At 70.9% G+C, this 22,079-nt stretch carries 21 protein-coding genes; 2 read left to right on the top strand and 19 right to left on the bottom strand.

Annotated elements, in window-relative coordinates; all coding sequences use genetic code 11:
* Window positions 1-36: 36 nt before the first annotated feature.
* Entirely contained in the window at window positions 37-1,359 is a 1,323-nt protein-coding gene (locus OIE67_RS11860) for an MFS transporter (protein WP_326639480.1), read from the top strand.
* 159 nt (window positions 1,360-1,518) lie between these two features.
* On the opposite strand, the gene OIE67_RS11855 is transcribed toward OIE67_RS11860, so the two are convergent.
* Together OIE67_RS11855 and OIE67_RS11850 are read right to left on the bottom strand one after the other, a co-directional pair.
* A complete protein-coding gene (locus tag OIE67_RS11855) occupies window positions 1,519-2,262 on the bottom strand; it encodes a metallophosphoesterase family protein (protein ID WP_326639478.1) in 744 nt (247 codons plus the stop codon).
* Window positions 2,263-2,407: 145 nt separating this feature from the next.
* On the bottom strand, window positions 2,408-2,641 hold the full coding sequence (locus OIE67_RS11850; protein ID WP_326639476.1) for a hypothetical protein: 234 nt from the start codon (window positions 2,639-2,641) through the stop codon (window positions 2,408-2,410).
* Window positions 2,642-2,718: 77 nt separating this feature from the next.
* Here OIE67_RS11850 and OIE67_RS11845 point away from each other — a divergent pair, with 77 nt between their 5' ends.
* Window positions 2,719-3,360, top strand: coding sequence for a Uma2 family endonuclease (locus tag OIE67_RS11845; protein ID WP_326639474.1), 642 nt, complete (start codon window positions 2,719-2,721; stop codon window positions 3,358-3,360).
* 45 nt (window positions 3,361-3,405) lie between these two features.
* On the opposite strand, the gene OIE67_RS11840 is transcribed toward OIE67_RS11845, so the two are convergent.
* From OIE67_RS11840 to OIE67_RS11760, 17 genes are all read right to left on the bottom strand, one after another.
* The gene (locus OIE67_RS11840) at window positions 3,406-5,958 is read right to left on the bottom strand and encodes a phenylalanine--tRNA ligase subunit beta (protein WP_326639472.1); all 2,553 of its coding nucleotides are present in this window, start codon (window positions 5,956-5,958) and stop codon (window positions 3,406-3,408) included.
* Complete coding sequence (gene pheS, locus OIE67_RS11835) at window positions 5,958-6,998, bottom strand: phenylalanine--tRNA ligase subunit alpha (RefSeq protein ID WP_245956280.1); 1,041 nt, start codon at window positions 6,996-6,998, stop codon at window positions 5,958-5,960. The genes OIE67_RS11840 and pheS overlap by 1 nt, the downstream gene beginning before the upstream one ends.
* Window positions 6,999-7,128: 130 nt before the next feature.
* Window positions 7,129-8,220, bottom strand: coding sequence for a sensor histidine kinase (locus OIE67_RS11830; protein WP_326639471.1), 1,092 nt, complete (start codon window positions 8,218-8,220; stop codon window positions 7,129-7,131).
* A gap of 50 nt (window positions 8,221-8,270) precedes the next feature.
* Window positions 8,271-9,074 (bottom strand): TrmH family RNA methyltransferase, encoded by an 804-nt coding sequence (locus tag OIE67_RS11825; RefSeq protein ID WP_326645315.1) that lies wholly within the window; start codon window positions 9,072-9,074, stop codon window positions 8,271-8,273.
* 97 nt (window positions 9,075-9,171) lie between these two features.
* On the bottom strand, window positions 9,172-9,555 hold the full coding sequence (rplT, locus tag OIE67_RS11820; RefSeq protein ID WP_090945401.1) for a 50S ribosomal protein L20: 384 nt from the start codon (window positions 9,553-9,555) through the stop codon (window positions 9,172-9,174).
* Between the two features lie 24 nt (window positions 9,556-9,579).
* Entirely contained in the window at window positions 9,580-9,774 is a 195-nt protein-coding gene (rpmI, locus tag OIE67_RS11815) for a 50S ribosomal protein L35 (RefSeq protein WP_090761693.1), read from the bottom strand.
* A 121-nt stretch (window positions 9,775-9,895) separates the two neighbouring features.
* Window positions 9,896-10,573, bottom strand: coding sequence for a translation initiation factor IF-3 (gene infC / locus OIE67_RS11810; protein WP_326639456.1), 678 nt, complete (start codon window positions 10,571-10,573; stop codon window positions 9,896-9,898).
* A 246-nt stretch (window positions 10,574-10,819) separates the two neighbouring features.
* Window positions 10,820-11,677: a shikimate dehydrogenase gene (locus tag OIE67_RS11805; protein ID WP_326639455.1), complete on the bottom strand. Its 858-nt coding sequence runs from the start codon at window positions 11,675-11,677 to the stop codon at window positions 10,820-10,822.
* 199 nt (window positions 11,678-11,876) lie between these two features.
* Window positions 11,877-13,028 carry an endolytic transglycosylase MltG gene (gene mltG, locus OIE67_RS11800; protein WP_326639453.1) on the bottom strand — a complete coding sequence of 384 codons (1,152 nt, stop codon included), beginning with the start codon at window positions 13,026-13,028 and terminating at the stop codon, window positions 11,877-11,879.
* 211 nt (window positions 13,029-13,239) lie between these two features.
* Window positions 13,240-14,763 (bottom strand): endolytic transglycosylase MltG, encoded by a 1,524-nt coding sequence (gene mltG / locus OIE67_RS11795; protein ID WP_326639451.1) that lies wholly within the window; start codon window positions 14,761-14,763, stop codon window positions 13,240-13,242.
* Window positions 14,764-15,094: 331 nt separating this feature from the next.
* Window positions 15,095-15,574 carry a Holliday junction resolvase RuvX gene (gene ruvX, locus OIE67_RS11790; RefSeq protein ID WP_106247920.1) on the bottom strand — a complete coding sequence of 160 codons (480 nt, stop codon included), beginning with the start codon at window positions 15,572-15,574 and terminating at the stop codon, window positions 15,095-15,097.
* A 1-nt stretch (window position 15,575) separates the two neighbouring features.
* Entirely contained in the window at window positions 15,576-18,248 is a 2,673-nt protein-coding gene (gene alaS / locus OIE67_RS11785) for an alanine--tRNA ligase (protein WP_326639447.1), read from the bottom strand.
* Between the two features lie 21 nt (window positions 18,249-18,269).
* On the bottom strand, window positions 18,270-18,500 hold the full coding sequence (locus OIE67_RS11780) for a hypothetical protein (RefSeq protein WP_106247918.1): 231 nt from the start codon (window positions 18,498-18,500) through the stop codon (window positions 18,270-18,272).
* The gene (locus tag OIE67_RS11775) at window positions 18,497-18,886 is read right to left on the bottom strand and encodes a DUF948 domain-containing protein (protein WP_106247917.1); all 390 of its coding nucleotides are present in this window, start codon (window positions 18,884-18,886) and stop codon (window positions 18,497-18,499) included. The genes OIE67_RS11780 and OIE67_RS11775 overlap by 4 nt, the downstream gene beginning before the upstream one ends.
* Before the next feature lie 85 nt (window positions 18,887-18,971).
* On the bottom strand, window positions 18,972-19,910 hold the full coding sequence (locus tag OIE67_RS11770) for an oxygenase MpaB family protein (RefSeq protein WP_326639443.1): 939 nt from the start codon (window positions 19,908-19,910) through the stop codon (window positions 18,972-18,974).
* Window positions 19,911-20,049: 139 nt separating this feature from the next.
* On the bottom strand, window positions 20,050-21,291 hold the full coding sequence (locus tag OIE67_RS11765) for a replication-associated recombination protein A (RefSeq protein ID WP_456094166.1): 1,242 nt from the start codon (window positions 21,289-21,291) through the stop codon (window positions 20,050-20,052).
* Window positions 21,292-21,450: 159 nt separating this feature from the next.
* The gene (locus OIE67_RS11760; RefSeq protein ID WP_326639439.1) at window positions 21,451-21,930 is read right to left on the bottom strand and encodes a DUF2231 domain-containing protein; all 480 of its coding nucleotides are present in this window, start codon (window positions 21,928-21,930) and stop codon (window positions 21,451-21,453) included.
* Window positions 21,931-22,079: the final 149 nt, after the last annotated feature.

The following is a 22,079-nucleotide window of genomic DNA, read 5'->3' as shown; positions in this document are numbered from 1 at the left end:
GCCCCAGGCGTCACCTTGGCCGGACAATCTAGACTCGTGCTTGCTGCTGTCAGACGTCTCCTCCGTCACCTTTCGCTGGACCTGAGCCCGCTGCGCGATTCGCGCGACTACCGGCTGCTCTTCGGGTCCGGCGTCATCACGATGTTCGGCACGATGATCTCCATGGTCGCGGTGCCGTACCAGATGAAGGAGCTGACGGACTCCTATCTGGCGGTCGGCCTCGTGAGTCTGGCGGAGTTCGTGCCGATGGTGGTCTGCGGCCTGTGGGGCGGCGCCATCGCCGACGCGCTCGATCGCCGCCGGATCATCTGGCTGAGTGAGCTGGGATTGCTGGTCACCTCCGCCGCGCTCATGGTCAACGCGATGCTGCCCGACCCGCAGGTCTGGGTCCTGTACGTGATGGGCGCCCTGGCCACCGGCGTCGGCTCGCTCCAGCGGCCCAGTCTGGAGGCGGTGATCCAGCAGGTGGTCAAGCACGAGCAGCAGAGCGCGGCCGCGGTGCTGTCGAGCCTGCGCTGGAACTTCGGCGCCATCGTGGCCCCCGCGCTGGGCGGCCTGATGCTGACGGCCTGGGGCACCGCCTCCGCCTTCGCCCTGGACACGCTGACCTTCGTGCTCTCCCTGGTGCTGCTCTGGCGGGTCAGGGCCATCCCGCCCGCCGACGACGCCGCCCCCGCCTCGATCCGGTCGCTGATCGAGGGTGTCCGTTACGCGGTGAGCCGTAAGGACCTGATGGGCACCTATCTGGTGGACATCGCCGCGATGGTGTTCGCGATGGCGACGGCGCTCTATCCGTTCCTGGCCGAAGAGCTGAGGGCGCCCGAGGCGCTCGGGCTGCTCTACTCGGCGGCCGCGGTGGGCGCTCTGATCGCCTCGCTCACCGGCCGCTGGACGGCCCGCGTCCAGCGCCAGGGCCTGGGCGTGATCGTCGCCGCCGCGGCCTGGGGCGTGGCCGTGGCCCTGACCGCCCTGGCTCCGAACGTCTGGCTGATCTTCGTCTGTCTCGCCTTCGCCGGCGCGGCCGACATGATCAGCGGCATCTTCCGCATGACGATGTGGAACCAGACCATCCCGCCGGAGCTGCGCGGCCGCCTGGCCGGCATCGAGCTGCTCTCCTACGCCAGCGGGCCGATGCTGGGCAACGCGCGGGCCGGCCTCATGGCCAACTTCGGCGGCACCCGCTTCTCGCTCGGCGCGGGCGGCGTGCTGTGCGTGGCCGCCGTCCTCGCGCTGGCCGCCGCCCTGCCCAGATTCCGCGCGTACGACGCCAGAACCGACGAGCACGCCCTGGCGGAGAAGGCCCGCCGGCAGGCCGCGACCGACCAGGCGCCGGCCGACCCGGCCCAGACCCCCGCCTGACCGCCGCCCCACAAGCCACCACCCCGCAAGCCACCACCCCGCGAGCCACCGATCAGCAGCCCACCGCCCCAGGAGCACCGCCCGGCCAAGTCCTCGCAACCCGTCCCACCACCCCCCGAGCATCACCCAGGCGGGACCCCGCACGCCCCCACCAGTGCCTCACCTCCGGCCCTCGGCCGCGGCGAACGTCGTCAGGGCCTCGGCGTCGGAATAGGTGCTGGTGACGTATTCGTCCACCCACTCCCGGATGCCTTCGTAGCCGCTCTCGGCGAGCAGCCGCTCCCGCACCGTCCGCGCGTCCAGCGGCGTGTTCCGCAAGGTGACCGCTCCGCTCTTCCCGTCGAGCAGCGCCCACTGCGCGCCGTAGCGCCCGTAGGGCATCCCGACCGACCCCGGGTTGACCACCAGCACCCGATCGGCCAGCCGTACGAACGGCATGTGCGTGTTGCCCAGCACCACGGTGTCGGCCTTCTCCCCCGCCAGCACCTCACCCCATCGCTCCAGCGAGCTGTCCACGAGGATCGTCTCCTCGTCGCTGCGCGGCGTGGCGTGCACGAACAACGTCCGCCCCAGCCGCCCCAGCTCGATCTCCTGCCGGGCGGGCAGCCCGGCCAGCAACTCGATCTGCTCCTCGCTGAGCTGACCCGCCGCCCAGACCGACGACGGGTAGGGGCAGTCCTTGCCCGCCGCCACCTCCACGAGCTCACGGTCGGCGTTGCCGCTCACCCACGACGCCCGCTCCCCCAGCGAGGTCAGCAGGTCGAGGGTCTCCACGGGCATCGGCCCCGCGGCCAGGTCACCGGTGAGCACGATCCGGTCGGCGGACTTCACCTCGGGCTCGGCCAGCACGGCCTCCAGCGCGGGCAGCACACCATGGATGTCGGAGAGGACGGCGATTCGCATAAGGCCACTCTGCCGTGCCCGGCGACCGCCGGAGCCGACGTTCGCTACCCGGCGAACAACTCAGCCGATCGCGAACCGCCCGGTTCACCCGGCCTCACCACCGTCGCACCACCTCAGCCGGCCGCACGCCACCCCGCCGTACGGCTCACTCCGCCTCGCGCCACCCGTCGTACCGTTCGATCAGCTCGTCGACCTTGGCCAGGCGGCCGGCATCCAGTCCCTCGACGACGACCAGCCACTGCGCGTCCTCGGCGTCGTCCTCACCGGCGAGGGTCTCCCGTACGACGCGCGGCACCCCCAGCTCGGGAAACCACTCCCCCAGCGTCTCGGCGACCTCCTCGGCGTCGTCCCGCTCCGCGAACACCAGCAGCTGCCTCATGACCGCGACCTCCCGCGCCGACCCGTGTTCACCCGTTCACCCAACGTGACGGATCCTCGCCGAATAGCGTGGGCTCCATGACCGCGACTCCTGAGCGGACGATCGCCGAGCGGACGATCGCCGACCCACCACCGCCTTCGCCCATGCTCCCCGACTGGGTGTCTCCGCCACCACGGGGATTCGTCGCCGAAGATCTCGACCACCTTCCAGAACTGCCCGCGCACACAGAGCTCATCGATGGAAGCCTGGTCTTCGCCGCCCCGCAGAGCCGCTTCCATCAGGTGGTCATCTACCAGTTGCGCAGCGCGCTGAAGCACTTCCTGCCCGCGGATCACGAAATCCTAGGACAGATGACGGTGAAGCTGGCTGCGCGCCAACGACCAGAGCCCGACCTCATCGTGGTCGGGCCCGGCGCGCCCGACGATCCCGACGTCACCTGCTACGATGCCGCGGACGTCGTGCTCGCCGTCGAAGTAGTCTCCAAAGAGTCCGAACTGCGCGACAGGCGGCGCAAGCCGGTCCTCTACGCCGAGGCGGGGATCCCCCACTTCTGGCTCATCGAAGAGGTCAACAGCCGGCCTGCCGTCTTCGTCCACGAACTCAACCCGGCCACGCGGTCCTACGTCGCCACCGGCGTTCATCACGACCGGCTCAAGCTCACGGTCCCGTTCGACCTCGACATCGACCTCGCCACGCTCTACCCGAGCCGCCCCCGCTAGAAGGGGCCGGCGCACCGGCCCCTTCACAACGACGCAACGACGGTCTCAGCCGCGCAGGTGCGCGCCCACCCGGTCGGCCGCCATCGCCACCGCCGCGTCACGCGCCGCCGTGGTCTCCTCGACCGTCAGCGTACGGTCGGCCGCGCGGAAGCGCATCGAGTAGGCGAGCGACTTGTTCCCCTCGCCCACCTGCTCCCCGGCGTACACGTCGAACAGCCGGATCGACTCCAGCAGCGCCCCGGCCCCGTCACGCAGCGCCGCCTCCACGTCGGCCACCGGCGTGAAGTCGGGCACGATCAGCGCGACGTCCTGGGTGGCCACCGGGTAGGCGGACACCGAGGGCGCCTGCACGGGACCGGGCATGGCCGCCTCGAGCCGCGACAGCTCCAGCTCCATCGCCACCGTACGCGGCGGCAGCCCGTAGGCCTCGATCACCCGGGGGTGCAGCTCGCCGGCGTGACCGACCAGCGTGTCGCCCGCGTAGAGGGCGGCGCACCGGCCGGGGTGCCAGGGCTCGTGCTGGTCGGCGCTGATGGACAGCTCGACCCGCGCCTCCGCCGCCACCAGCCGGGCGGCCTGCACCGCGTCGGCCCACGTGGCGGCGCGGCCCGCGCCCCACCAGCCGGATCGTTCGAACTCCCCGGCCAGCACCACCGCGACCCGCAGCGGCTGGTCGGGCAGCGCCGACTCGATCGAGGCCAGCTCTTCGGCGGTCGGTCGGCGTTCGACGCCGAGCACCGGGGCCACGCCCGGCGCTCCAGCGCGCGGGCGGTAGACCGAGCCGGTCTCGAACAGGGCCACGTCGGTGAAGCCGCGGCCGACGTTGCGGACGAGGGTCTTGAGCAGGCCCGGCAGCAGCGTCGTGCGCATCAGCGGCTCGTCTTCCGACAGCGGGTTGGCCAGCCGCGCGGCCACCCTGCGGGCGTCGTCGGCGGGCAGCAGCAGCCGGTCGAAGTCGTCGGGACTGATGAACGGGTAGCTGAGCACCTCGACATGACCGCCCTCGGCCAGAGCCCGGCCGACCCGGCGCCGCAGCCGCTGCGCCTCGGTGAGCCCGGCGCCGGCCGGGGCGGAGGGCAGCACCGACGGAAGGCTCTCGTAGCCCTCCAGCCGGATGACCTCCTCGGCCAGGTCGTTGGGGTCGGTGAGGTCGGGCCGCCAGGACGGCGGCGTGACCGTGATCATGTCGTCGCCGGTGACGGCCAGCTTGGCGGCCAGCGCGCCGCCGGTCACCACGCCGGTCGGATCGACGCCGCCCCGGCGCACGGCCGGGTCGTCGCCGCCGGTGACGACGCAGCCGACCTGCTCCAGCCGGGCGATCACGGTGTCTCGGGAGTAGGCCATGCCGGCGACCCGGCCCGGGTAGCCGGACGGGATCGCGATGCGCGCGGGCGACACCTCGACCTCGGCGTGCGTGACGCCGGGCTGGACGCTCGCGCCGCCCAGCTCGGCCAGCATCCGCACCGCCCGCCACGAGGCGACCAGCGGCAGCTCGCGGTCGACGCCGCGTTCGAACCGCTTGGACGCCTCCGACACCAGCCCGTGCCGGCGCGACTCGCGGGAGATGCCGGTCGCGGAGAAGTGGGCGGCCTCGATGACGATGTCGGTCGAGTCGTCGGAGATCTCGGTCTCCAGGCCGCCCATCGTGCCGGCCATCGAGATCGGCCCCGACTGGTCGGTGATGAGGATGTCGTCGGGGTCGAGGTCGCGTACGACGTGGTCGAGCGTCTCCAGCCGCTCGCCTGCCGCGGCCCTGCGCACGACGATCTCGCCCTGGAGCTTGGCCCGGTCGAACGCGTGCAGCGGCTGCCCGAGCTCCAGCATCAGGTAGTTGGTGACGTCGACGGCCAGCGACACGGGACGCACCCCGGCGCGCATGAGCCGTACCCGCATCCACAGCGGGCTGGCGGCGGCCGGGTCGAAGCCGCGTACCTCACGCAGCACGAACCGGTCGCACGCCGTCGGGTCGGCGATGGAGGCCGGCCACGACGTGCCGCTCTCGGCGGGCAGCTCGACGTCGGCGGGGTCGCGGAAGGTCACCCCGAACGCCGTCGCCGCCTCGCGCGCCACACCTCTGATCGACAGGGCGTAGCCGATGTCGGGCGTGATCTCCAGCTCGATCACGTCGTCGCGCAGCCCGAGCAGCTCGACCACGTCGGTGCCGATGGGCGTGCCCGCGGCCAGCACCATGATGCCGTTGTGGTCGTCGCCCAGCCCGAGCTCACGCTCGGAGCAGATCATGCCTTCGGACATGCGCCCGTACGTCTTGCGCGCGCCGACCTCGAACCCGCCGGGCAGCACGCCGCCGGGCAGCACGACGGGCACCCGGTCGCCGACGGAGAAGTTGGTGGCGCCGCAGACGATCTCGCGCGGGGTCGCCTCGCCGACCTCGACCGTGCAGTGCCTGATCGGCTTCTTGAACCCGGTCAGCTCCTCGATCGTGAGCACCTCGCCGGCCACGACGTTCTTGACGTCGTGGCCGTGGGAGGTGATCGCCTCGAGCTTGAGCCCGGCCGCGGTCAGCCTGTCGGCCACCTCGTGGGCGGTGACCGCCGGGAGATCGACATACTCCCGCAGCCAGGAAAGCGGGACCTTCATCAGATCTCCATTCCGAACGGAAGGGTGAAGCGAACGTCGCCCTCGACCATGTCACGCATGTCCTCGGCGTTGTGGCGGAACATCAGCGTCCGCTCGATGCCCATGCCGAAGGCGAACCCGGAGTAGCGCGCCGGGTCGACGCCGCACGCGATGAGCACGCGCGGGTTGACCATGCCGCAGCCGCCCCACTCGATCCAGCCCTCCGACTTGCAGGTGCGGCAGGGCGGGTTGCCGGGGATCGCCGAGGCGCCGCGGCAGACGAAGCACTTGAGGTCCATCTCGGCGGACGGCTCGGTGAACGGGAAGTAGTTGGGCCGGAACCTGGTCGTGATGCCCTCACCGAACATGACCTCGGCGAACCGGTCGAGCGTGCCCTTGAGGTGGGCCATCGTCAGGCCCTCGTCGACGGCCAGGCCCTCGGTCTGGTGGAAGACCGGCGTGTGGGTGGCGTCGAGCTCGTCGGTGCGGAACGTCTTGCCCGGCGAGATCACGTAGACCGGCAGCTCGCGCTGGAGCAGCGCGCGGACCTGCACCGGCGAGGTCTGCGTGCGCAGCACCATGCCGGAGTCGGTGGAGCCGACGAAGAACGTGTCGTGGTCGGACCTGGCCGGATGGTCCTTGGCGATGTTGAGCGCGTCGAAGTTGAACCATTCGCCTTCGAGCTCGGGGCCTTCGGCCACTTCGTAGCCCATGGCGACGAAGGCGTCGGCGATGCGCTCCTGCAGCGTGGTCATCGGGTGGCGGGCGCCGCGCGGCCGCCGGTCCCAGGGCAGGGAGACGTCGACGGTCTCCTCGACGAGCACCCGCGCGTCGCGCTCGGCCTCCAGCTCGGCCTGGCGGGCGGCCAGCGCCTCGTTGATCGCCTTGCGGGCGCCGCCGACGCGCTTGCCGGCCTCGGCGCGGGCGGCCGGCGGCAGGGCGCCGATCTCGCGGTTGGCCAGGGCGATGGGCGAGCGGTCTCCCGCGTGCGCCAGCCTGGCCTGCTTGAGTGCGTCGAGGTCGGCGGCGGCCTTGATCGCCTCGATGGCGTCGGCCTCCATGCGGGACACCTCGTCGGCATGCAACGGTGTCACCTCGACGGGGTCGTAGTCAGACAAGAGTGAGCTCCGTATCCAGGGCTTGAGCGGAAATGAGTCTAGTGGGAGCCGCCCACCGGGCCCGAATTCCGCCTCAGACGGCGGCGAAGTCGGGTGTGCCGGTGGGCAGGGTAAATCGGAACTCCGCCCCGCCCCCGGGCGCCCGCTGCACGATGATGGTGCCGCCGTGTGCCTCGACCAGGCCCTTGACGATGAAGAGCCCGAGCCCGGTGCCGCCGCGGCGGCGGCTGTTGCCGCCCCGCCAGAACTGCCTGAAGACGCGCGGAGCCAGCTCGGGCTCGATGCCCTCGCCCTCGTCGCGCACCGACACGGCAACTCCCCATTCGACGGACTCGATCTCCATGGTGACGATGCCGCGTCCGTGGCGCACCGCGTTTTCCACCAGGTTACCCAGGATCTGGTCGATCTTGTCCTGGTCGAGCCACATCTCCGGCAGGTGCTCGCCCACGACGAGCCGGTAGCGGTTCTCGCTGTCGCCCGCCGCCACCCGGCCCGCGATGAGCCGGCGTGCCCTGGCGGGCAGATCGACGACCTGGCGGCGTACCTCCAGCCGGCCCGACTCGATGCGGGAGACGTCGAGCAGCTCGGTGATGAGCCGGGTGACGCGGTCGGCGTCGTTGTTGACGGTCTCCAGCATGACGCGCTTCTGCTCGTCGGTGAAGCGGGTCCACTTGGCCAGCAGCGTCGCGGTGAACCCCTTGACGCTGGTCAGCGGCGAGCGCAGCTCGTGGGCCACGGTGGAGACCAGGTCGGCCCTGCTGCGCTCCAGCCGCGCGCGGGCGCCGCCGTCGCGCAGGGTGATCGCCACCCGGTCGACGTCGCCGCCGCGCTCCGGCTCGCGTACGAGCCTGGCCGCGACGTAGAGCTCCTGCCCGCCGGGCAGGTGCAGCGGACGCTCGGGCACCCGCGTCCTGATGCGCAGGCCGCCCTCGGGGTCGAGCGCCTTCCACCAGTCGCGCCCGTCATGGTCGCGGAAGGGGAACACGTCGTTCATGTGCCTGCCGACCGCGCGCTCCATGGCGACGCCGGTGAGCCGGGAGGCGGCCCGGTTGACGGCCGTCACGCACCCATATCGGTCGGTCACGATGAGGCCGTCAGGAAGGTCGTCGATGGCTATCGTGCACGCGGCGGCCACAACTCGCCCGTCGGTGTCTGCGCCGTGCACGACCTCGCCTCCTCCGCCTACAACGCCGACAATAGCGGGTTTCCAGCCACCTAGGGCACTCGCTGCGCCCTGGCCGAGGAGTAAAGGCATACCGCCGCGGCAGTGGCCAGGTTGAGACTTTCAGCCTGTCCGTAGATGGGCACTCTGACCACATCGTCCGCCTCGGCGAGTATCTCCTCCGGTAGCCCCCATGCCTCGTTGCCGAAGATCCACGCGGTGGGTCCCGCGAGATCGACATCATCGAGCGTGTGCTTGCCCGCGCCGTCGGCCGCCAGCACGCGCAGGCCCCGCTCCCTTAGTTGACGCACGGCGGCGCCGACCGGTGCACCGATGGTGACGGGAAGATGGAACAGGCTACCGGCGCTGGCGCGGACGCACTTGCCGTTGTACGGATCCACGGACGCGTCCGTGAGCACCACCGCGTCGGCCCCGGCGGCGTCGGCCGCCCGCATGACGGTCCCGGCGTTGCCCGGGTCGCGCACGTGCGCGAGCACCGCGACCAGCCGCGGCTGCCCGCTCACGGCCTGCTCCAGCGGCACGTGCACGAGCCCGCAGACGGCCACGAGGCCCTGCGGCGTCACGGTCTGGGACAGCTCCGACATGACCTCGCCGCTGGCCCGGTGCACGGGGACGCCCTGCAGCGTGGCCTGGGTGATGAGCTCGGGATGGCGCAGCTCCGCCTCCGCCGTGCTGAACAGTTCCAGCGTCACGCCGTCGAGCTTGAGTGCCTCGCGTACCGCCTGCGGCCCCTCGGCCAGGAACTTCCTGTCCTGCTCCCTGAAGGCCCGCTTGGTGAGCCGCCTGGCGGCCTTCACCCGCGGTGACCTCACGTTGGTCAGCTCGGACCCGCCCATCCACATCCCCCAGTCGTGCGAGCAACGGCCGTACGGATGACAGCCCTTGAACAACAAAGGGCCCACCGTCATCGGTGGGCCCCTCAGAACAATTGCCTCAGCTCGCGGCCGGAGCGTTCACGTTGGCCGGAAGGGCCTTCTTGGCGGCCTCGACGAGCGTGGCGAAGGTCTGGCTGTCGTTGACCGCGAGGTCAGCGAGGATCTTACGGTCGACCTCGATGTTCGCCAGACGCAGACCCTGGATCAGGCGGTTGTAGGTCATGCCGTTCTGTCGAGCCGCGGCGTTGATGCGCTGGATCCACAGACGACGGAAGGTGCCCTTGCGGTCCTTGCGGTCCCGGTAGGCGTACGTCATCGAGTGGAGCATCTGCTCCTTGGCCTTGCGGTACAGCCGCGACCGCTGGCCACGGTAACCGCTCGCCCTCTCGAGGACGACCTTGCGCTTCTTCTTGGCGTTGAGCGCCCGCTTCACGCGTGCCATGTTGTATCTCCCCGGGGGTTCGCGCTACTTGGCGAGCAGCTTCTTGATCTTCTTGGAGTCGGCGTCGGAAAGGACGACCTCGTTCTTGAGACGGCGCGTCAGCGTGGACGACTTCCACTCGTTGTAGTGCGCGCGGTTCGCACGGCGACGCTTGATCTTGCCGGTGCCGGTGACCCGGAACCGCTTCTTCGCACCGCTGTGCGTCTTCATCTTCGGCATGTCGCCGTCTCTCCTCGTTTCGGTCGTGCCGGTGGCCGGGCCGGTGCTGGCCGGCCCGGTCGTGGCGTCTTCGTCTGCCCGGTGGCTGCTGGGGTGCTGTAAGGCTAACCCCAACTGCGGGTCACTCTTCCGGTGGGGAAGGCTCCTCGCCGCCACGCTGTGCCTTGGCTGCGGCCTTTTCCGCCTTCGCCTCGGCCTTCTTCTTGTGCGGACCGATCACCATGATCATGTTACGGCCGTCCTGCTTGGCGTGGGACTCGACGAACCCCAGCTCCTGGACGTCGTCCGCCAGCCGCTGCAGCAGCCGGAAGCCGAGCTCCGGCCGGGACTGCTCACGTCCGCGGAACATGATCGTGACTTTGACCTTGTCCCCCGCCTTGAGGAACCGCACCACGTGACCCTTCTTGGTCTCGTAGTCGTGCGGGTCGATCTTCGGCCGGAGCTTGATCTCCTTGATGATCGTGTGCGCCTGATTCTTGCGCGCCTCGCGCGCCTTCATCGCGGACTCGTACTTGAACTTGCCGTAGTCCATGAGCTTGCACACGGGCGGTCGAGCCGTGGCCGCGACCTCGACAAGGTCGAGGTCGGCCTCCTGGGCGAGCTTCAGCGCGTCATGGATGGAGACGATGCCGACCTGCTCGCCGTTCGGGCCCACGAGGCGAACCTCGGGAACTCGGATACGCTCGTTGATGCGGGGCTCAGTGCTGATGGGGCCTCCTAGGTTTGCGATCCCTACGTGCTCGTCGTGACGGGAGCTCAACGCGCTCGCAGAACGCGAAAAGCCCCGCACGTCGCGCATGCGGGGCCACTGAGCTCTGTGGCTTCGTGGCCTTGAGCTCCCCGGAGTAGTCCGGCGTGATCCTGGACCCGGCCACCTCGCGGTGACTCAGGTGGGAGGGAGACCTCCGCTTGCGCGTCCAGCAAGGCATGCCGGACCGATCAGAGAGCTACATTACCACAACACCGAATCGTTCTCGATTCATCCCGCCGCCGCCTGCCCGAGCCCCGACCGGGCGCATCCGATCCCGCGCGTGCGGGTGCCGGTTCAGCGTGCCTGGGCGGCCGTGCGGCGGAGGATCTCGGACTGCCCCGCGGCGCGCATCGCCTCGACCGGCACGTCCGCGATGCCCGTCATCAGCCGCACCTGCCGCACCGCCTGGTGCAGCAGCATCTCGAAGCCGCCGATCACGGTGCCGCCCGCCGCCTGGACCGCCGCCGCGGCGCCGGTCGGCCACGGCGAGTAGACCACGTCGAACAGGGCCGGTACGCGCGCCAGCCGGCCCGCGAAGACGTCGGCCGCGCCGCCCGGCAGCGTGGAGACCACCAGGTCCACCCCCGTGCGCGCGTCGAGCTTGTCGAACGTCTCCACCGCCAGCGCCACGCCCAGCCGCTCGGCCACCGCGGCCGTCTCCCCCGCCCGCGCGGGATCGCGCACCAGCAGGGTCGCCGCGTGGAGCCCGAGGTTGCGCAGCGCCGCCAGCGCCGAGGCGGCCGTGGCCCCGCCGCCCAGCACGGTCGCCGACCGGGGCGCGGGCACCCCCGCCTCGGCCAGGGCCCGCTCGATGCCGTAGACGTCGGTGTTGTCGCCGTGGCGCCGCCCGTTCTGGAAGATCACGGTGTTGGCCCCGCCGACCTCGACGGCCGTCTCGGAGACGGAGTCGAGCAGAGGCAGCACGGCCCGCTTGAGCGGCATCGTCAGCGACAGCCCGGCCCAGGCGTCCTCGCCGGCGCCGGCCTGGCCGCGCACGGGCCCGAGCCCCGCCAGCAGCTCAGGCAGCCGCGCCTCGTCGCACTCGAACGCCTCGTAGCTCCACCCGCCGAGCCCCATCGCCTGGTAGGCGGCCCGGTGCAGGTACGGCGAGAGCGAATGGCCGATGGGTGACCCCATCACCGCAGCCCGCATCCCCCACTCCTTCCGAACAGGACGACCCTATCGCCACGGCGGCCCGGGAAACGCGCACGGCCGCCCGGAGTCGTCCGGGCGGCCGTGGGCGATGAGCTTCCGCGGCGAGCGTGCGGGTCAGCCGCCGTCGCGCTTGAACTCGCCGTCGTCGCGTTCGGTCAGCCGCCGTCGCGCTTGACCTCGCCGTCGTCGCGTTCGGTCAGCCGCCGTTGCGCTTGAACTCCGCGAGCAGCTCGTTGAACTCCGCCTCCGTGGTGGCGAACCTGGTGACGTTGCTCTTGGGGTCGGTGGCGACGAAGTAGCGCCACGTTCCCTTGGCCGGGTTGAGCGCCGCCTCGATGGCGTGGTCGCCGGGGTTGGTGATGGCTCCCGGCGGCAGGCCCAGGTTCGCGTACGTGTTGTACGGGTGCTTGATCTTCGTCTCGGCGAAGGTGGCGGTGGTGCGGTACTTCTTGAGCGCGTACATCACCGTGCTGTCCATCTGCAGCTTCATCGGCGGGTTGAGCTCAAGCCGGTTGTAGATGACGCGCGCGATCTTCGCCATGTCCTCCTGCCGGCCCGCTTCGGCCTGCACGATGCTGGCGATGACGACGATCTCGTGCGGCGTGCGGCCGAGGGCCTTGGCGCCGCCCTCGATGTCCATCTGCTCGGCCGTCTGGTTGAACCGGTCGACCATCGCCGTCAGCATCTGCTTCGGCGTGGTCTTGGGCTGGAACTCGTACGTGGCCGGGAAGGCGTACCCCTCGAGCCTGCCCTTCGCGTAGGACGGCAGGTCCAGGTCCTTGGTGCTCTTCGCCGCGGCGGTGAACTCCTTGACCGGCTTGCCGGTCTCCTTCGCGAGGGTGGAGAGGGTGTCGGACAGCCGCAGCCCTTCCTTGATCGTCACCTTGGCGAGCAGCCGGTTGTCCGAGCCGAGCCGCTGCACCGCGGCGGCGGCCGACATCTTCTTGGCCATCTTGTACTCGCCCGGCTGCAGCTTGTCGCTCATCCCGGCGTTGGCGATGGCGTTGGTGAACGCCCTGGCGCTGGCGACGACCCCCTGCCGCTCCAGCTCCGTGGCCACCTCGGACGCGCTCTGGCCGCTCTTGATCTCGATGATGACCTCACCGCTGCCCTGACCGGTGTAGTCGTCGGGCACGAGGGCGTCGCTGAGCCACAGGTAGCCGTAGTAGCCTCCGCCGCCGATGATGCCCGCCAGGACGAAGAAGGCGAGCAGCGGCGCGACGAATCCGCCCCTGTTGCGGCGACGGCGGCGCCTGCGGCCGCGTCTGCCGGCCCCGCGGCCTCCGCGCCTGCCGGAGCCTTCGTCGTCCTCGGGGCCGAGCAGAGTGTTCAGGTCGAGATCGTTCATAGGTGCGCTGGCCAATCTCCCGGTACTGCCTGCCGGGCGTCAAGCGGAACTGCCCAACCGGCTGGAGTCACCGAGCGAAACTGGGGGATCCGCCGTATGTGCTGCCACGTACGGCGGAGATCACTCTGGGTAGCCATGCTAAGGGACGGAAAGAGGGCGCTTGCCCCGTTTTGGGGCTTTTGCGCGGAGAGAGCGGCGGCCCTGGCGAACATCAGCTCGTCCCGAGGTTCTTGTTCAACTCTTCCCGGTATCTCACGAACTCGCTCTCTTTGTTGGTGAATTTGGTGATTCTATGGCCCGGATCCGTGGTGACAAACCAGTGCCAATCACCTTCGGCAGGGTTCAGGGCTGCCATCAGCGCCTTCTCGCCCGGATTGGCGATGGGCCCCGGCGGCAGTCCCTTGTGGCGGTACGTGTTATAGGGAGAGTTCACCTTGGTGTCACTCTCCGTGACCTTCAGTGTTCGCCGGTTCTGGGCGTACAGCACGGTGCTGTCGATCTCCAGCGGGGTGCCCTTCTCCAGCCGGTTGTAGATCACCCTGGAGATCTTCGGGTAATCCTCGTCCGTCCCGCCCTCCGCCTGGATCATGCTGGCCACCGTGACGACCTGCAGCGGGGTGAGGTTCACCTTCGCGGCCTGCTCCTCCAGGCCCACGTGCCTGGCCGCGGCGGCGAACCGCTCGGCCATCGCGGCCAGCACGTCCACGGCCGTGTCGCCCGGCTCGATCTCGTACGTGGCGGGGAAGAGGAAGCCTTCGAGCCCGTGAGCGTACTCGGGGAGCCCGACGAGGTCCTTGTCCACACCGCGCAGCGCCTCGATCGGCAGCCCGGCCAGCTTGGCCACCCGGGTCAGCACCTCCGACACCCGCATGCCCTCGGGCACGGTCACCCGCCGCACGATCCTGGAAGCGGGGGCGAGGAGCAGGTCGAGCGCCGCCGTCGCCGCCATGCCCTTGCGCAGGCGGTAGTGTCCCGGCCGCAGCCGGTCGCTCATCGCGCGGTCCTCCGTCACGTTCACGAACGACTGCACGCTGGCCACCACCCCGGCGTCGGCCAGCGCAGAGCCGATGTCGGCCGCGCTGGAGCCGGGCGGGATGCGCACCGTCACGGCGCCGTTGCCCGTCCCCTCGAAGTCGTCGGGGCTGAGGTACGGCTTGAGCATCACGATCGCGCCGAGCCCGACGGCCAGCACGCCCGCCAGCAGCCCGGCGGACAGCAGACCCACCTTCCGCATCGCCTGCCCCCGCCGCCCAGCGGGCTCCTCGTCCCCGGCTTCAGGGCCGGGTTCGTCCCGCCCGCCGGCGGCCCAGGAGCCGTCCCGCCCAGGCTCAGGACTGTCCAACCCGGCAGAGGCCGCAGAGTCACCTCGTCCGCCCCGGCGCCCGGGATCGCCCAGCCCGGCTGCATGCTCGGGGCCGCTCCGCCCGGCCGGATGCCCGGGGCCGCCCTGCCCGCCGGAGGACTCAGGGCCGCTCGGCCCGGTCCGGCGCTCGGGATCGTCCGGCGTGTCCGGAGGCTCGGGATCGTCCTGTGGGTCCCGAAGTTCAGGACCGTCCTGCGCGCCCGAAAGCACGGGATCGTCCTGCGGGTCCCGAAGTTCAGGACCGTCCTGCGGATCCCGAAGTTCGGGATCGTTCTGCTCCGCCCGCGGTTCCGGCCCTTCGGCCGGGCTGTCGGCGGGCTGGAACGGGATCACGTCGTCGGCGTCGTCCTCGTTCTCAGGCGTCCTGTTCACGCGATCACCTCACCGGCGACCGTCGTTCCCAGACCTGCATCCGACACCTCGGGCACACCTGTAGTACGCGCCGGAGCCGGACCGGGATCACATCCTCCCGGCAAGAACCTCGTAACCCCGGACGCGAGCCCGCCCCTCCTGGACGGGCGGCAGGCCGTCCCCGGCGCGGGTGCGGCCGTGAGCGGGCGGCAGGGGCCCGCCGCCCCTGGCGGATGAAGCGCCACGCCGGAGCCGCGGTCTCCCCTCACCGGCGCGGTGTGCCCGCACGCATGGGCGGGCAACCGGGCGGGCGGATGGGTCGTGGTGGGCCGGACGGCCGGAGTGCGGCCGTTCATGAGGCAGGTCCGTCGGCCGCGGATGGCGGTTCGACGGGCCTGCCTGGTGGTCTTTCCGTGGCGCGCTCGGAGTCGAGCGCGTCCTGCAGCAGCACCACGGCCGCCGCCTGATCGACGACGCCGCGCTGCTTCTTGGCGCGTACGCCGCTGGCCCGCAGGCCCTGCTGCGCCGTGACCGTGGTCAGCCGCTCGTCGAACAGCCGCACAGGCGTGGGCGCCAGCCGGGCCGCGAGCTTGACGGCGAACTCGCGGGCGAGCCCGGCCGCCTGTCCTTCGCGCCCCGACAGCGAGGTGGGCAACCCCACCACAACCTCGATCGCCTCATGCTCGGCGACGATCGCGGCGATGCGGGCGAGGTCGCCCTTGCCTCGTCTGACAGTCTCCACCGGCGTGGCCAGCATCCCCGAGGGGTCGCTGCGGGCCACGCCGATACGTACGGAGCCGACGTCCACGCCGATCCGTGCACCGAACCTCATGTCAGCCGAGCTGCCCAGAAATCGCCTCTTCGACCAGGCGCAGCGCGTCGCCGATCGCCTCCGGTCGCGTGCCGCCGCCTTGCGCGACATCGTCCTTGCCGCCACCGCCACCCCCAAGAGCCTTGGCGGCGACGCCGACCAGCCGTCCGGCCTTGAGCCCCAGCTCGCGCCCCGCCTCGTTGACCGTGGCAACCACCACCGGCCGGTCGGAGGGGGCACCGGCGATCACGACGACCGCCGGCCTGTCGGCCGGGAACCTGCCACGCACATCAAGCGCGAGCTTACGCAGGTCATCGGCACCGGTGCCATCAGGCGCGCGGTGCGTCACGACGGAGACTCCGTGCAGGTCACGAGCCTGGGCCGTCAGGTCGCCCGCGACCTGGAGCACCTGCGCCGAGCGGACCTTCTCCAGCTCCTTCTCCGCGGTGCGCAGCCGGGTGACGATGCCCTCGATGCGCTCGGGCAGCTCTTCCCTGCGCGCCTTGAGCTGCTCGGTGAGCTGCGCGACCAGCACGCTCTCGCGGGCCAGGAAGCGGAAGGCGTCGATGCCGACGAGCGCCTCGACGCGGCGCACGCCCGCGCCGACGGACTGCTCGCCCAGCACCTTGACCAGGCCGAGCTGGCCGGAGCTGTGGACGTGGGTGCCGCCGCACAGCTCGCGCGAGTAGTCGCCGATCTCGACCACGCGGACCTCGTCGCCGTACTTCTCGCCGAACATCGCCAGCGCGCCCATCGCCCTGGCCTCCGCCTGCGAGGTGTAGAAGGCGTTGACCTTGAGGTCGTTGATGAGCACCGCGTTGACCTCGTCCTCGACGTCACGCAGCACGCTGGGCGGAACCGCGCCCGCCGCGGTGAAGTCGAAGCGGAAGCGGCCGGGCGAGTTCTCCGAGCCGGCCTGCGCCGCCGTCTCGCCGAGCGCGTTCTTGAAGCCGCGGTGGACGAGGTGGGTGGCGCTGTGGCTGCGCGAGATCGCGCGGCGGCGCTCCAGGTCGATCTCCGCCTGCGCCTCGTCGCCGACCTTGAGCTCACCGGCGCGGATCTTGCCGCGGTGCACGACGAGCCCGGCCAGCGGCGACTGCACGTCGGTGATCTCGACCTCGGCCCCGCCGGTGCGGATCACGCCCTGGTCGGCGAGCTGGCCGCCGCCCTCGGCGTAGAACGGGGTGCGCTGGAGCACGACCTCGACCGTGGCGCCCGCACCCGCCGCCGGGACGGACACGCCGTCCACGAGGATGCCGACCACGCTGGTGTCGGCCTCGGTCTGGTCGTAGCCGAGGAACTCGACCTTGCCGCCCGCCTCCAGCAGCTGCCCGAAGACGGAGATGTCGGCGTTGCCGGTCTTCTTCGCCGCCGCGTCGGCCTTGGCCCGCTGCCGCTGCTCCTTCATGAGGCGGCGGAAGCCCTCTTCGTCGACCTTGAGGCCGTGCTCGGCCGCCATCTCCAGGGTCAGGTCGATCGGGAAGCCGTAGGTGTCGTGCAGCTGGAACGCCTGGTCGCCGCTGATCGAGGTGCCGGACTTGCGCTTGGTCTCCTCGACCGCCACGTCGAAGATCGCGGTGCCGGTGCGGAGCGTGCCGAGGAAGCTCGCCTCCTCGGCGTCGACGACCGCGTGGATCTGCGGCGCGTCGGTCTTGAGCTCGGGATACTGCTCGCCCATGACGTTGATCGCCACGTCGGTCAGCTCGTGCATGTAGCGCTGGTCCCCCGAGCCGAGCAGGCGCAGGTTGCGGATCGAGCGGCGCAGGATGCGGCGCAGCACGTAGCCGCGGCCCTCGTTACCGGGCATGACGCCGTCGGCGACCAGCATGGTGCCGGTGCGCACGTGGTCGGCGACGACGCGCAGGCTGACGTCGGAACGCGCGTCGCGGCCGTAGCGCGTCTTGGTGAGCTCGGCCGCCCGATCGAGGATCTTGTACGTGGTGTCGATCTCGTAGATGTTGTCGACGCCCTGCAGGATCGCCGCCATGCGCTCCAGACCCATGCCGGTGTCGATGTTCTTGCTCGGCAGCTCGCCGGAGACGTCGAAGTCGACCTTGGAGCGGACCTGGCTCAGCTGGTACTGCATGAACACCAGGTTCCAGACTTCGAGGTAGCGGTCCTCGTCGGCGACGGGCCCGCCCTCCTTGCCGTATTCGGGGCCGCGGTCGTAGTAGATCTCCGAGCAGGGGCCGCCAGGGCCCGGCACGCCCATGTGCCAGTAGTTGTCCTCCAGGCCGCGGCGCTGGATGCGGTGCTCGGGCAGGCCGACCTTGTTGCGCCAGAGGTCGAAGGCCTCGTCGTCCTCCAGGTAGACCGTCGCCCACAGCTTGTCCTCGGGGAAGCCGAAGCCGCCGTCGGACTCGGACTTCGTCAGCAGCTCCCACGCGAACGGGATCACTTCGGCCTTGAAGTAGTCGCCGACGGAGAAGTTGCCCAGCATCTGGAAGAACGTCGCGTGCCGGGTGGTCTTGCCCACCTCGTCGATGTCGGGGGTGCGCACGCACTTCTGCGCGGTGGCCAGCCGTGGCGCCGGAGGCTTGCGCTGCCCCAGGAAGTACGGCTTGAACGGCACCATACCCGCGTTGACCAGGAGAAGCGTCGGGTCCTCAGCGATCAGGCTGGCCGAGGGCACGACCTTGTGCCCACGCTCCTCGAAGAAGCGCAGGAAGCGGCGGGCGATCTCTGCCGACTCCATGGTGGCCATCCTTTACTTGAGTCAGTTGTTGTCTTCAGCGTTGTCGAGCCCGAAGCGGGCCCGCAACTGGGTTTCGCGCTCCGCGGCCTCGCCGAGTGCGTCGCTAGTAAAGTCTCTCACCTGCCGGAGCATGCCCGCCGCGCCGTCGGCCGTCCTGCGGGCGACATGGTCGGGCCGCAGCGCCTGCAACCTGCGCATCACCCAGAAGGCGAGAAACGCGCCGAGCGACAGGTAGAACAGCCGTCTGATCATCGCGAACGCCCTTCGGCACGGGCTCGCGGCCGGGGCCGGCGGCGGGCCTCGATGGCGCGGCGCACGCCGTAGCCGATCGAGGAGACCTTGATCAGCGGCCCGGTGAAGATGGTCTGGGTCACCGCGCTGAGCTTGGCGGCGTGCCCGCTGACCTGTTGCACGTCCTTGGTGATGGCCTCGACCGCGATCAGCTGCCTGTTGGTCTCGTTGACCGTGACGCTCATGTCGTCGAGCAGCGGCGCGAGGCGGTTGTTCAGGTCGGAGACCGCCTTGGTGGTCTCGTTGAGCAGCTTGGCGAGCTTCACGAGCACCATGACCATGACGCAGACCAGGACGATCCAGCCCGTGGCGGCGATCAGCCCGGCGACCTCTCCAGCGGTAAGCATCCGCGCATCTCCCTCGTACGCTGGGCCGGAACGGCAAGACCCTATCGCGTTCGAGTGACAACGTTAGTGCGGAAGCCGGCCGCGATCAGGCAGCCACGTCGGCCCCTGACGCTTCCGTGACCGCGCGTATGAGGCCGCGAGCGGCGCTGATCTCGGGCGCCACCAGGCGTTCCGGCAGTGCCAGCGAAGCCGCGCGCAGCGCTTTGAGCATTGTGCCTGCGGCGTAACCGGCCGCGTGATCCGCCGCCTGGCCGCCGTGGCAGCCGTACATCCGCCGGGCCCAGCCGGGCAGCGTGGCGAACGCCAGCGCGCCGGCGGCGGGCAGCGAGCCGATCGCGAGCGGCCGCGCGAGCAGAGCGAGCGGCTCCGTGAAGAAGCCGAGCGGCCGCGTGAGGAGAGCGAACGGTTGCGTGAGGAGGGCGAGCCTGAGCGGCAGTGCTGGGCTGACGCTGCGGCGCACGGCCCGGCGGGCCTCCCCGGTGGCGGCCAGGCCGGGGCGCAGGGCGTCGACGCAGGCGTCCAGCTCGGCCGTGTCGCCGGGCGCGTCGGCGAGCCCGGCGAGCAGGGCCACACGCCGCTGCTCGGCCACGTAGGCGTCCCGCTCGGCCGCGCTGAGCCGCACGCCGGAGCGGCGGGCCACCTCCAGGTGGGAGGCGACCTCGGCGCAGTGGGCCCAGCGCAGGTTCTCCTGCTCGTCCAGGCGGAAGAGGGTGCCGGTGCCGGGGTCGAGGCCGAGGAGGCGGGCTCGCAGCCCGCGTACGCGCTCGTAGGCGTGCTCGGCCTGCTCGCGGGTGCCGAAGGTGCGTACGGCGAGGAGGTCGAGGTGGTGCCGCAGCCACGCGTGCGCCACCTCGGGGTCGTCGAGGAGGCAGTTCTGGGCGATGCCGCGGATCGTGCGGGGGTGCAGGGCCTGGAGCTGGAAGGCGCGCAGGACGGCGGGCCAGGCCGGGGTCTCGGTGTGGACGCGCCAGGTGATCGACTGGGGGCCGAACAGGCCGCCGCCGGGGGTAACGGTCGCCTTCACATGAAGGTGATGCCCCATGATCGCCGTCTTAGTACGGCTTCGCATGATCCGCCGGAGATCGCTCCTACGCCCGGCTCCATCATCGTGCCGTCACGAGCGCCGCCGTCGTCCGCCCGCTCAACCCCACCGGCGAACGGCGCTACGAACCCCGGAGGAAGTCGCGGATCTTGGCCCACCGTTCGGCCACCGGCGCCTCGGCCCCGTGCCGGGTCGGCTCGTAGTAGCGCCGCTCCCGCACCTGCTCAGGCGCGTATTCCTGGCGGACGAGCCCGTGGTCGAAGTCGTGCGGATAGCGGTAGCCCTCGCCGTGGCCGAGCTTGGCCGCGCCGGAGTAGTGGGCGTCGCGCAGATGGCCGGGCACCTGCCCGATCAGCCCCTTGCGCACGTCGCCGACGGCCGCCCCGATGGCCTTGACCACGGCGTTGGACTTGGGCGCCGTGGCGCAGTGGATGACCGCGTGGGCCAGGGTGATCTGCCCCTCGGGCAGCCCGATCAGCTGCACCGCCTGGGCGGCGGCGACGGCGGTCTGCAGGCAGGTGGGGTCGGCCAGGCCGACGTCCTCGGAGGCGAAGATGACGATGCGGCGGGCGATGAAGCGCGGGTCCTCGCCCGCCTCGATCATGCGCGCCAGGTAGTGCAGTGCGGCGTCGGCGTCGGATCCGCGCATCGACTTGATGAACGCGCTGATCACGTCGTAGTGCTGGTCGCCCTGCCGGTCGTAGCGCACGGCGGCCTTGTCGACGGCCTTCTCCACCACCTCGACGGTGATGTCGTCGGCCAGCAGCGCCGCCGCCTCCAGGTAGGTCAGCGACCTGCGCGCGTCGCCGCCCGCGAGGCGTACGAGATGCTCCAGGGCCTCGTCGTCGAGCGTCGAGTGCCCGCCGAGGCCGCGCGGGTCGGACACGGCCCGTCTGAGCACGGCGCGCACGTCGTCCTCCGACAGCGACTCCAGCGTGAGCAGCAGCGAGCGGGACAGCAGCGGGGAGATGACCGAGAAGAACGGGTTTTCGGTGGTGGCGCCGATGAAGGTGACCCAGCGATTTTCCACGGCGGGCAGCAGGGCGTCCTGCTGGGCCTTGTTGAAGCGGTGCACCTCGTCGACGAACAGCACCGTCTGCCGGCCGCTCATGCCCAGCTCGCGGCGGGCGTTGTCGATGGCGGCGCGCACGTCCTTGACGCCCGCCGACACGGCGGAGACCTCGACGAAGCGGCGCTCGGTGACGTTGGAGACCACGTAGGCGAGCGTGGTCTTGCCGGTGCCCGGCGGCCCCCACAGGAACAACGACATGGGCGCCTCGCTCTCGACCAGGCGCCGCAGCGGGGTGCCGGGACCGAGCAGGTGCCGCTGGCCGATCACCTCGTCGAGCGTGCGCGGGCGCATCCGCACCGCGAGGGGCTGCGGGGTGGCCTCCTCAGCCGCCGAGTCGAACAGGCTATCCACAACGCGAGATTACACGGTGGCGCAGGCCCTCCGGGCCACACCGGCCATGAGGCTCTGGAGCGGCCGTGTCCTGACGACCCTCGCGCCGGGTCGCACCGGCTACGACCAGACGGCCCTGGCGCCGGAGTCGCCGGCCTGGAGGACGAAGTAGCCGGCCGCTCCGGCCAGCAGCACGGTCACCGCCGAGAGGATCAGCGTGACGGGACGGCCGAAGCGGTCGCGGCCGACGGAGTCGCGGGCCGGGCGGGAGGCGTACACGAGCAGCAGGGCGGCGACGCCCAGGCCGAGCACCGACAGCAGCAGCGGGTTGGCGAAGCTCTGGTGCGCGGAGATGCGGGCGGCCATCTCGCCCTCCGCCGAGCCGAACCTGGCCGCCTTGAGGCTCTCGCCGCTCTGCCTGGCCGCGGCGACCGCCGCGGGCGCGGCCAGCGAGAGCAGCACCACCGCCCAGGCCGTGGGAACGCGCCAGCGCGGCACGAGCGCGTACGCGGCCGCGACGACGACCAGCAGCGGAGTCAGGACGACGGCGAAGTGAACGATCAGCGGATGAGCCGGCAGGCCCAGGATCTCGTCGAACATGGGGGGCTCCTTAGTTCTCATTTCAACTACGAATGCCGACACCATATGGTTCGCGACCACAGCAGTCGCACATGCGGCTTTGGTCACTTACATCCGTCACATATCGGAGGCCGGTAGCATGCGCGGAGTTGTTTGGTCATCCGTTGGCA

This window comes from Nonomuraea fuscirosea (assembly GCF_035917475.1).
In the GTDB taxonomy this organism is placed as follows: domain Bacteria; phylum Actinomycetota; class Actinomycetes; order Streptosporangiales; family Streptosporangiaceae; genus Nonomuraea; species Nonomuraea fuscirosea.
The sequence above is the reverse complement of the archived record's forward strand: the minus strand, read 5'-3'. Positions and strand labels throughout refer to the sequence as shown.

Bases quoted from the DNA above. Each gene is read 5' to 3' on its own strand.
- rpmI (WP_090761693.1), bottom strand. From the start codon at position 9,774: ATGCCGAAGATGAAGACGCACAGCGGTGCGAAGAAGCGGTTCCGGGTC.
- OIE67_RS11760 (WP_326639439.1), bottom strand. From the start codon at position 21,930: ATGTTCGACGAGATCCTGGGCCTGCCGGCTCATCCGCTGATCGTTCAC.
- alaS (WP_326639447.1), bottom strand. From the start codon at position 18,248: ATGGAGTCGGCAGAGATCGCCCGCCGCTTCCTGCGCTTCTTCGAGGAG.
- OIE67_RS11805 (WP_326639455.1), bottom strand. From the start codon at position 11,677: ATGCGGGCTGCGGTGATGGGGTCACCCATCGGCCATTCGCTCTCGCCG.
- ruvX (WP_106247920.1), bottom strand. From the start codon at position 15,574: ATGAGGTTCGGTGCACGGATCGGCGTGGACGTCGGCTCCGTACGTATC.
- OIE67_RS11775 (WP_106247917.1), bottom strand. From the start codon at position 18,886: ATGCTTACCGCTGGAGAGGTCGCCGGGCTGATCGCCGCCACGGGCTGG.
- infC (WP_326639456.1), bottom strand. From the start codon at position 10,573: ATGCGCGACGTGCGGGGCTTTTCGCGTTCTGCGAGCGCGTTGAGCTCC.
- pheS (WP_245956280.1), bottom strand. From the start codon at position 6,998: ATGGAGGCCGACGCCATCGAGGCGATCAAGGCCGCCGCCGACCTCGAC.
- mltG (WP_326639453.1), bottom strand. From the start codon at position 13,028: ATGAACGATCTCGACCTGAACACTCTGCTCGGCCCCGAGGACGACGAA.
- OIE67_RS11825 (WP_326645315.1), bottom strand. From the start codon at position 9,074: ATGGGCGGGTCCGAGCTGACCAACGTGAGGTCACCGCGGGTGAAGGCC.
- OIE67_RS11850 (WP_326639476.1), bottom strand. From the start codon at position 2,641: ATGAGGCAGCTGCTGGTGTTCGCGGAGCGGGACGACGCCGAGGAGGTC.
- rplT (WP_090945401.1), bottom strand. From the start codon at position 9,555: ATGGCACGCGTGAAGCGGGCGCTCAACGCCAAGAAGAAGCGCAAGGTC.
- OIE67_RS11855 (WP_326639478.1), bottom strand. From the start codon at position 2,262: ATGCGAATCGCCGTCCTCTCCGACATCCATGGTGTGCTGCCCGCGCTG.
- OIE67_RS11845 (WP_326639474.1), top strand. From the start codon at position 2,719: ATGACCGCGACTCCTGAGCGGACGATCGCCGAGCGGACGATCGCCGAC.
- OIE67_RS11780 (WP_106247918.1), bottom strand. From the start codon at position 18,500: ATGATCAGACGGCTGTTCTACCTGTCGCTCGGCGCGTTTCTCGCCTTC.
- OIE67_RS11840 (WP_326639472.1), bottom strand. From the start codon at position 5,958: ATGAAGGTCCCGCTTTCCTGGCTGCGGGAGTATGTCGATCTCCCGGCG.
- OIE67_RS11765 (WP_456094166.1), bottom strand. From the start codon at position 21,291: ATGCGCCCGCGCACGCTCGACGAGGTGATCGGCCAGCGGCACCTGCTC.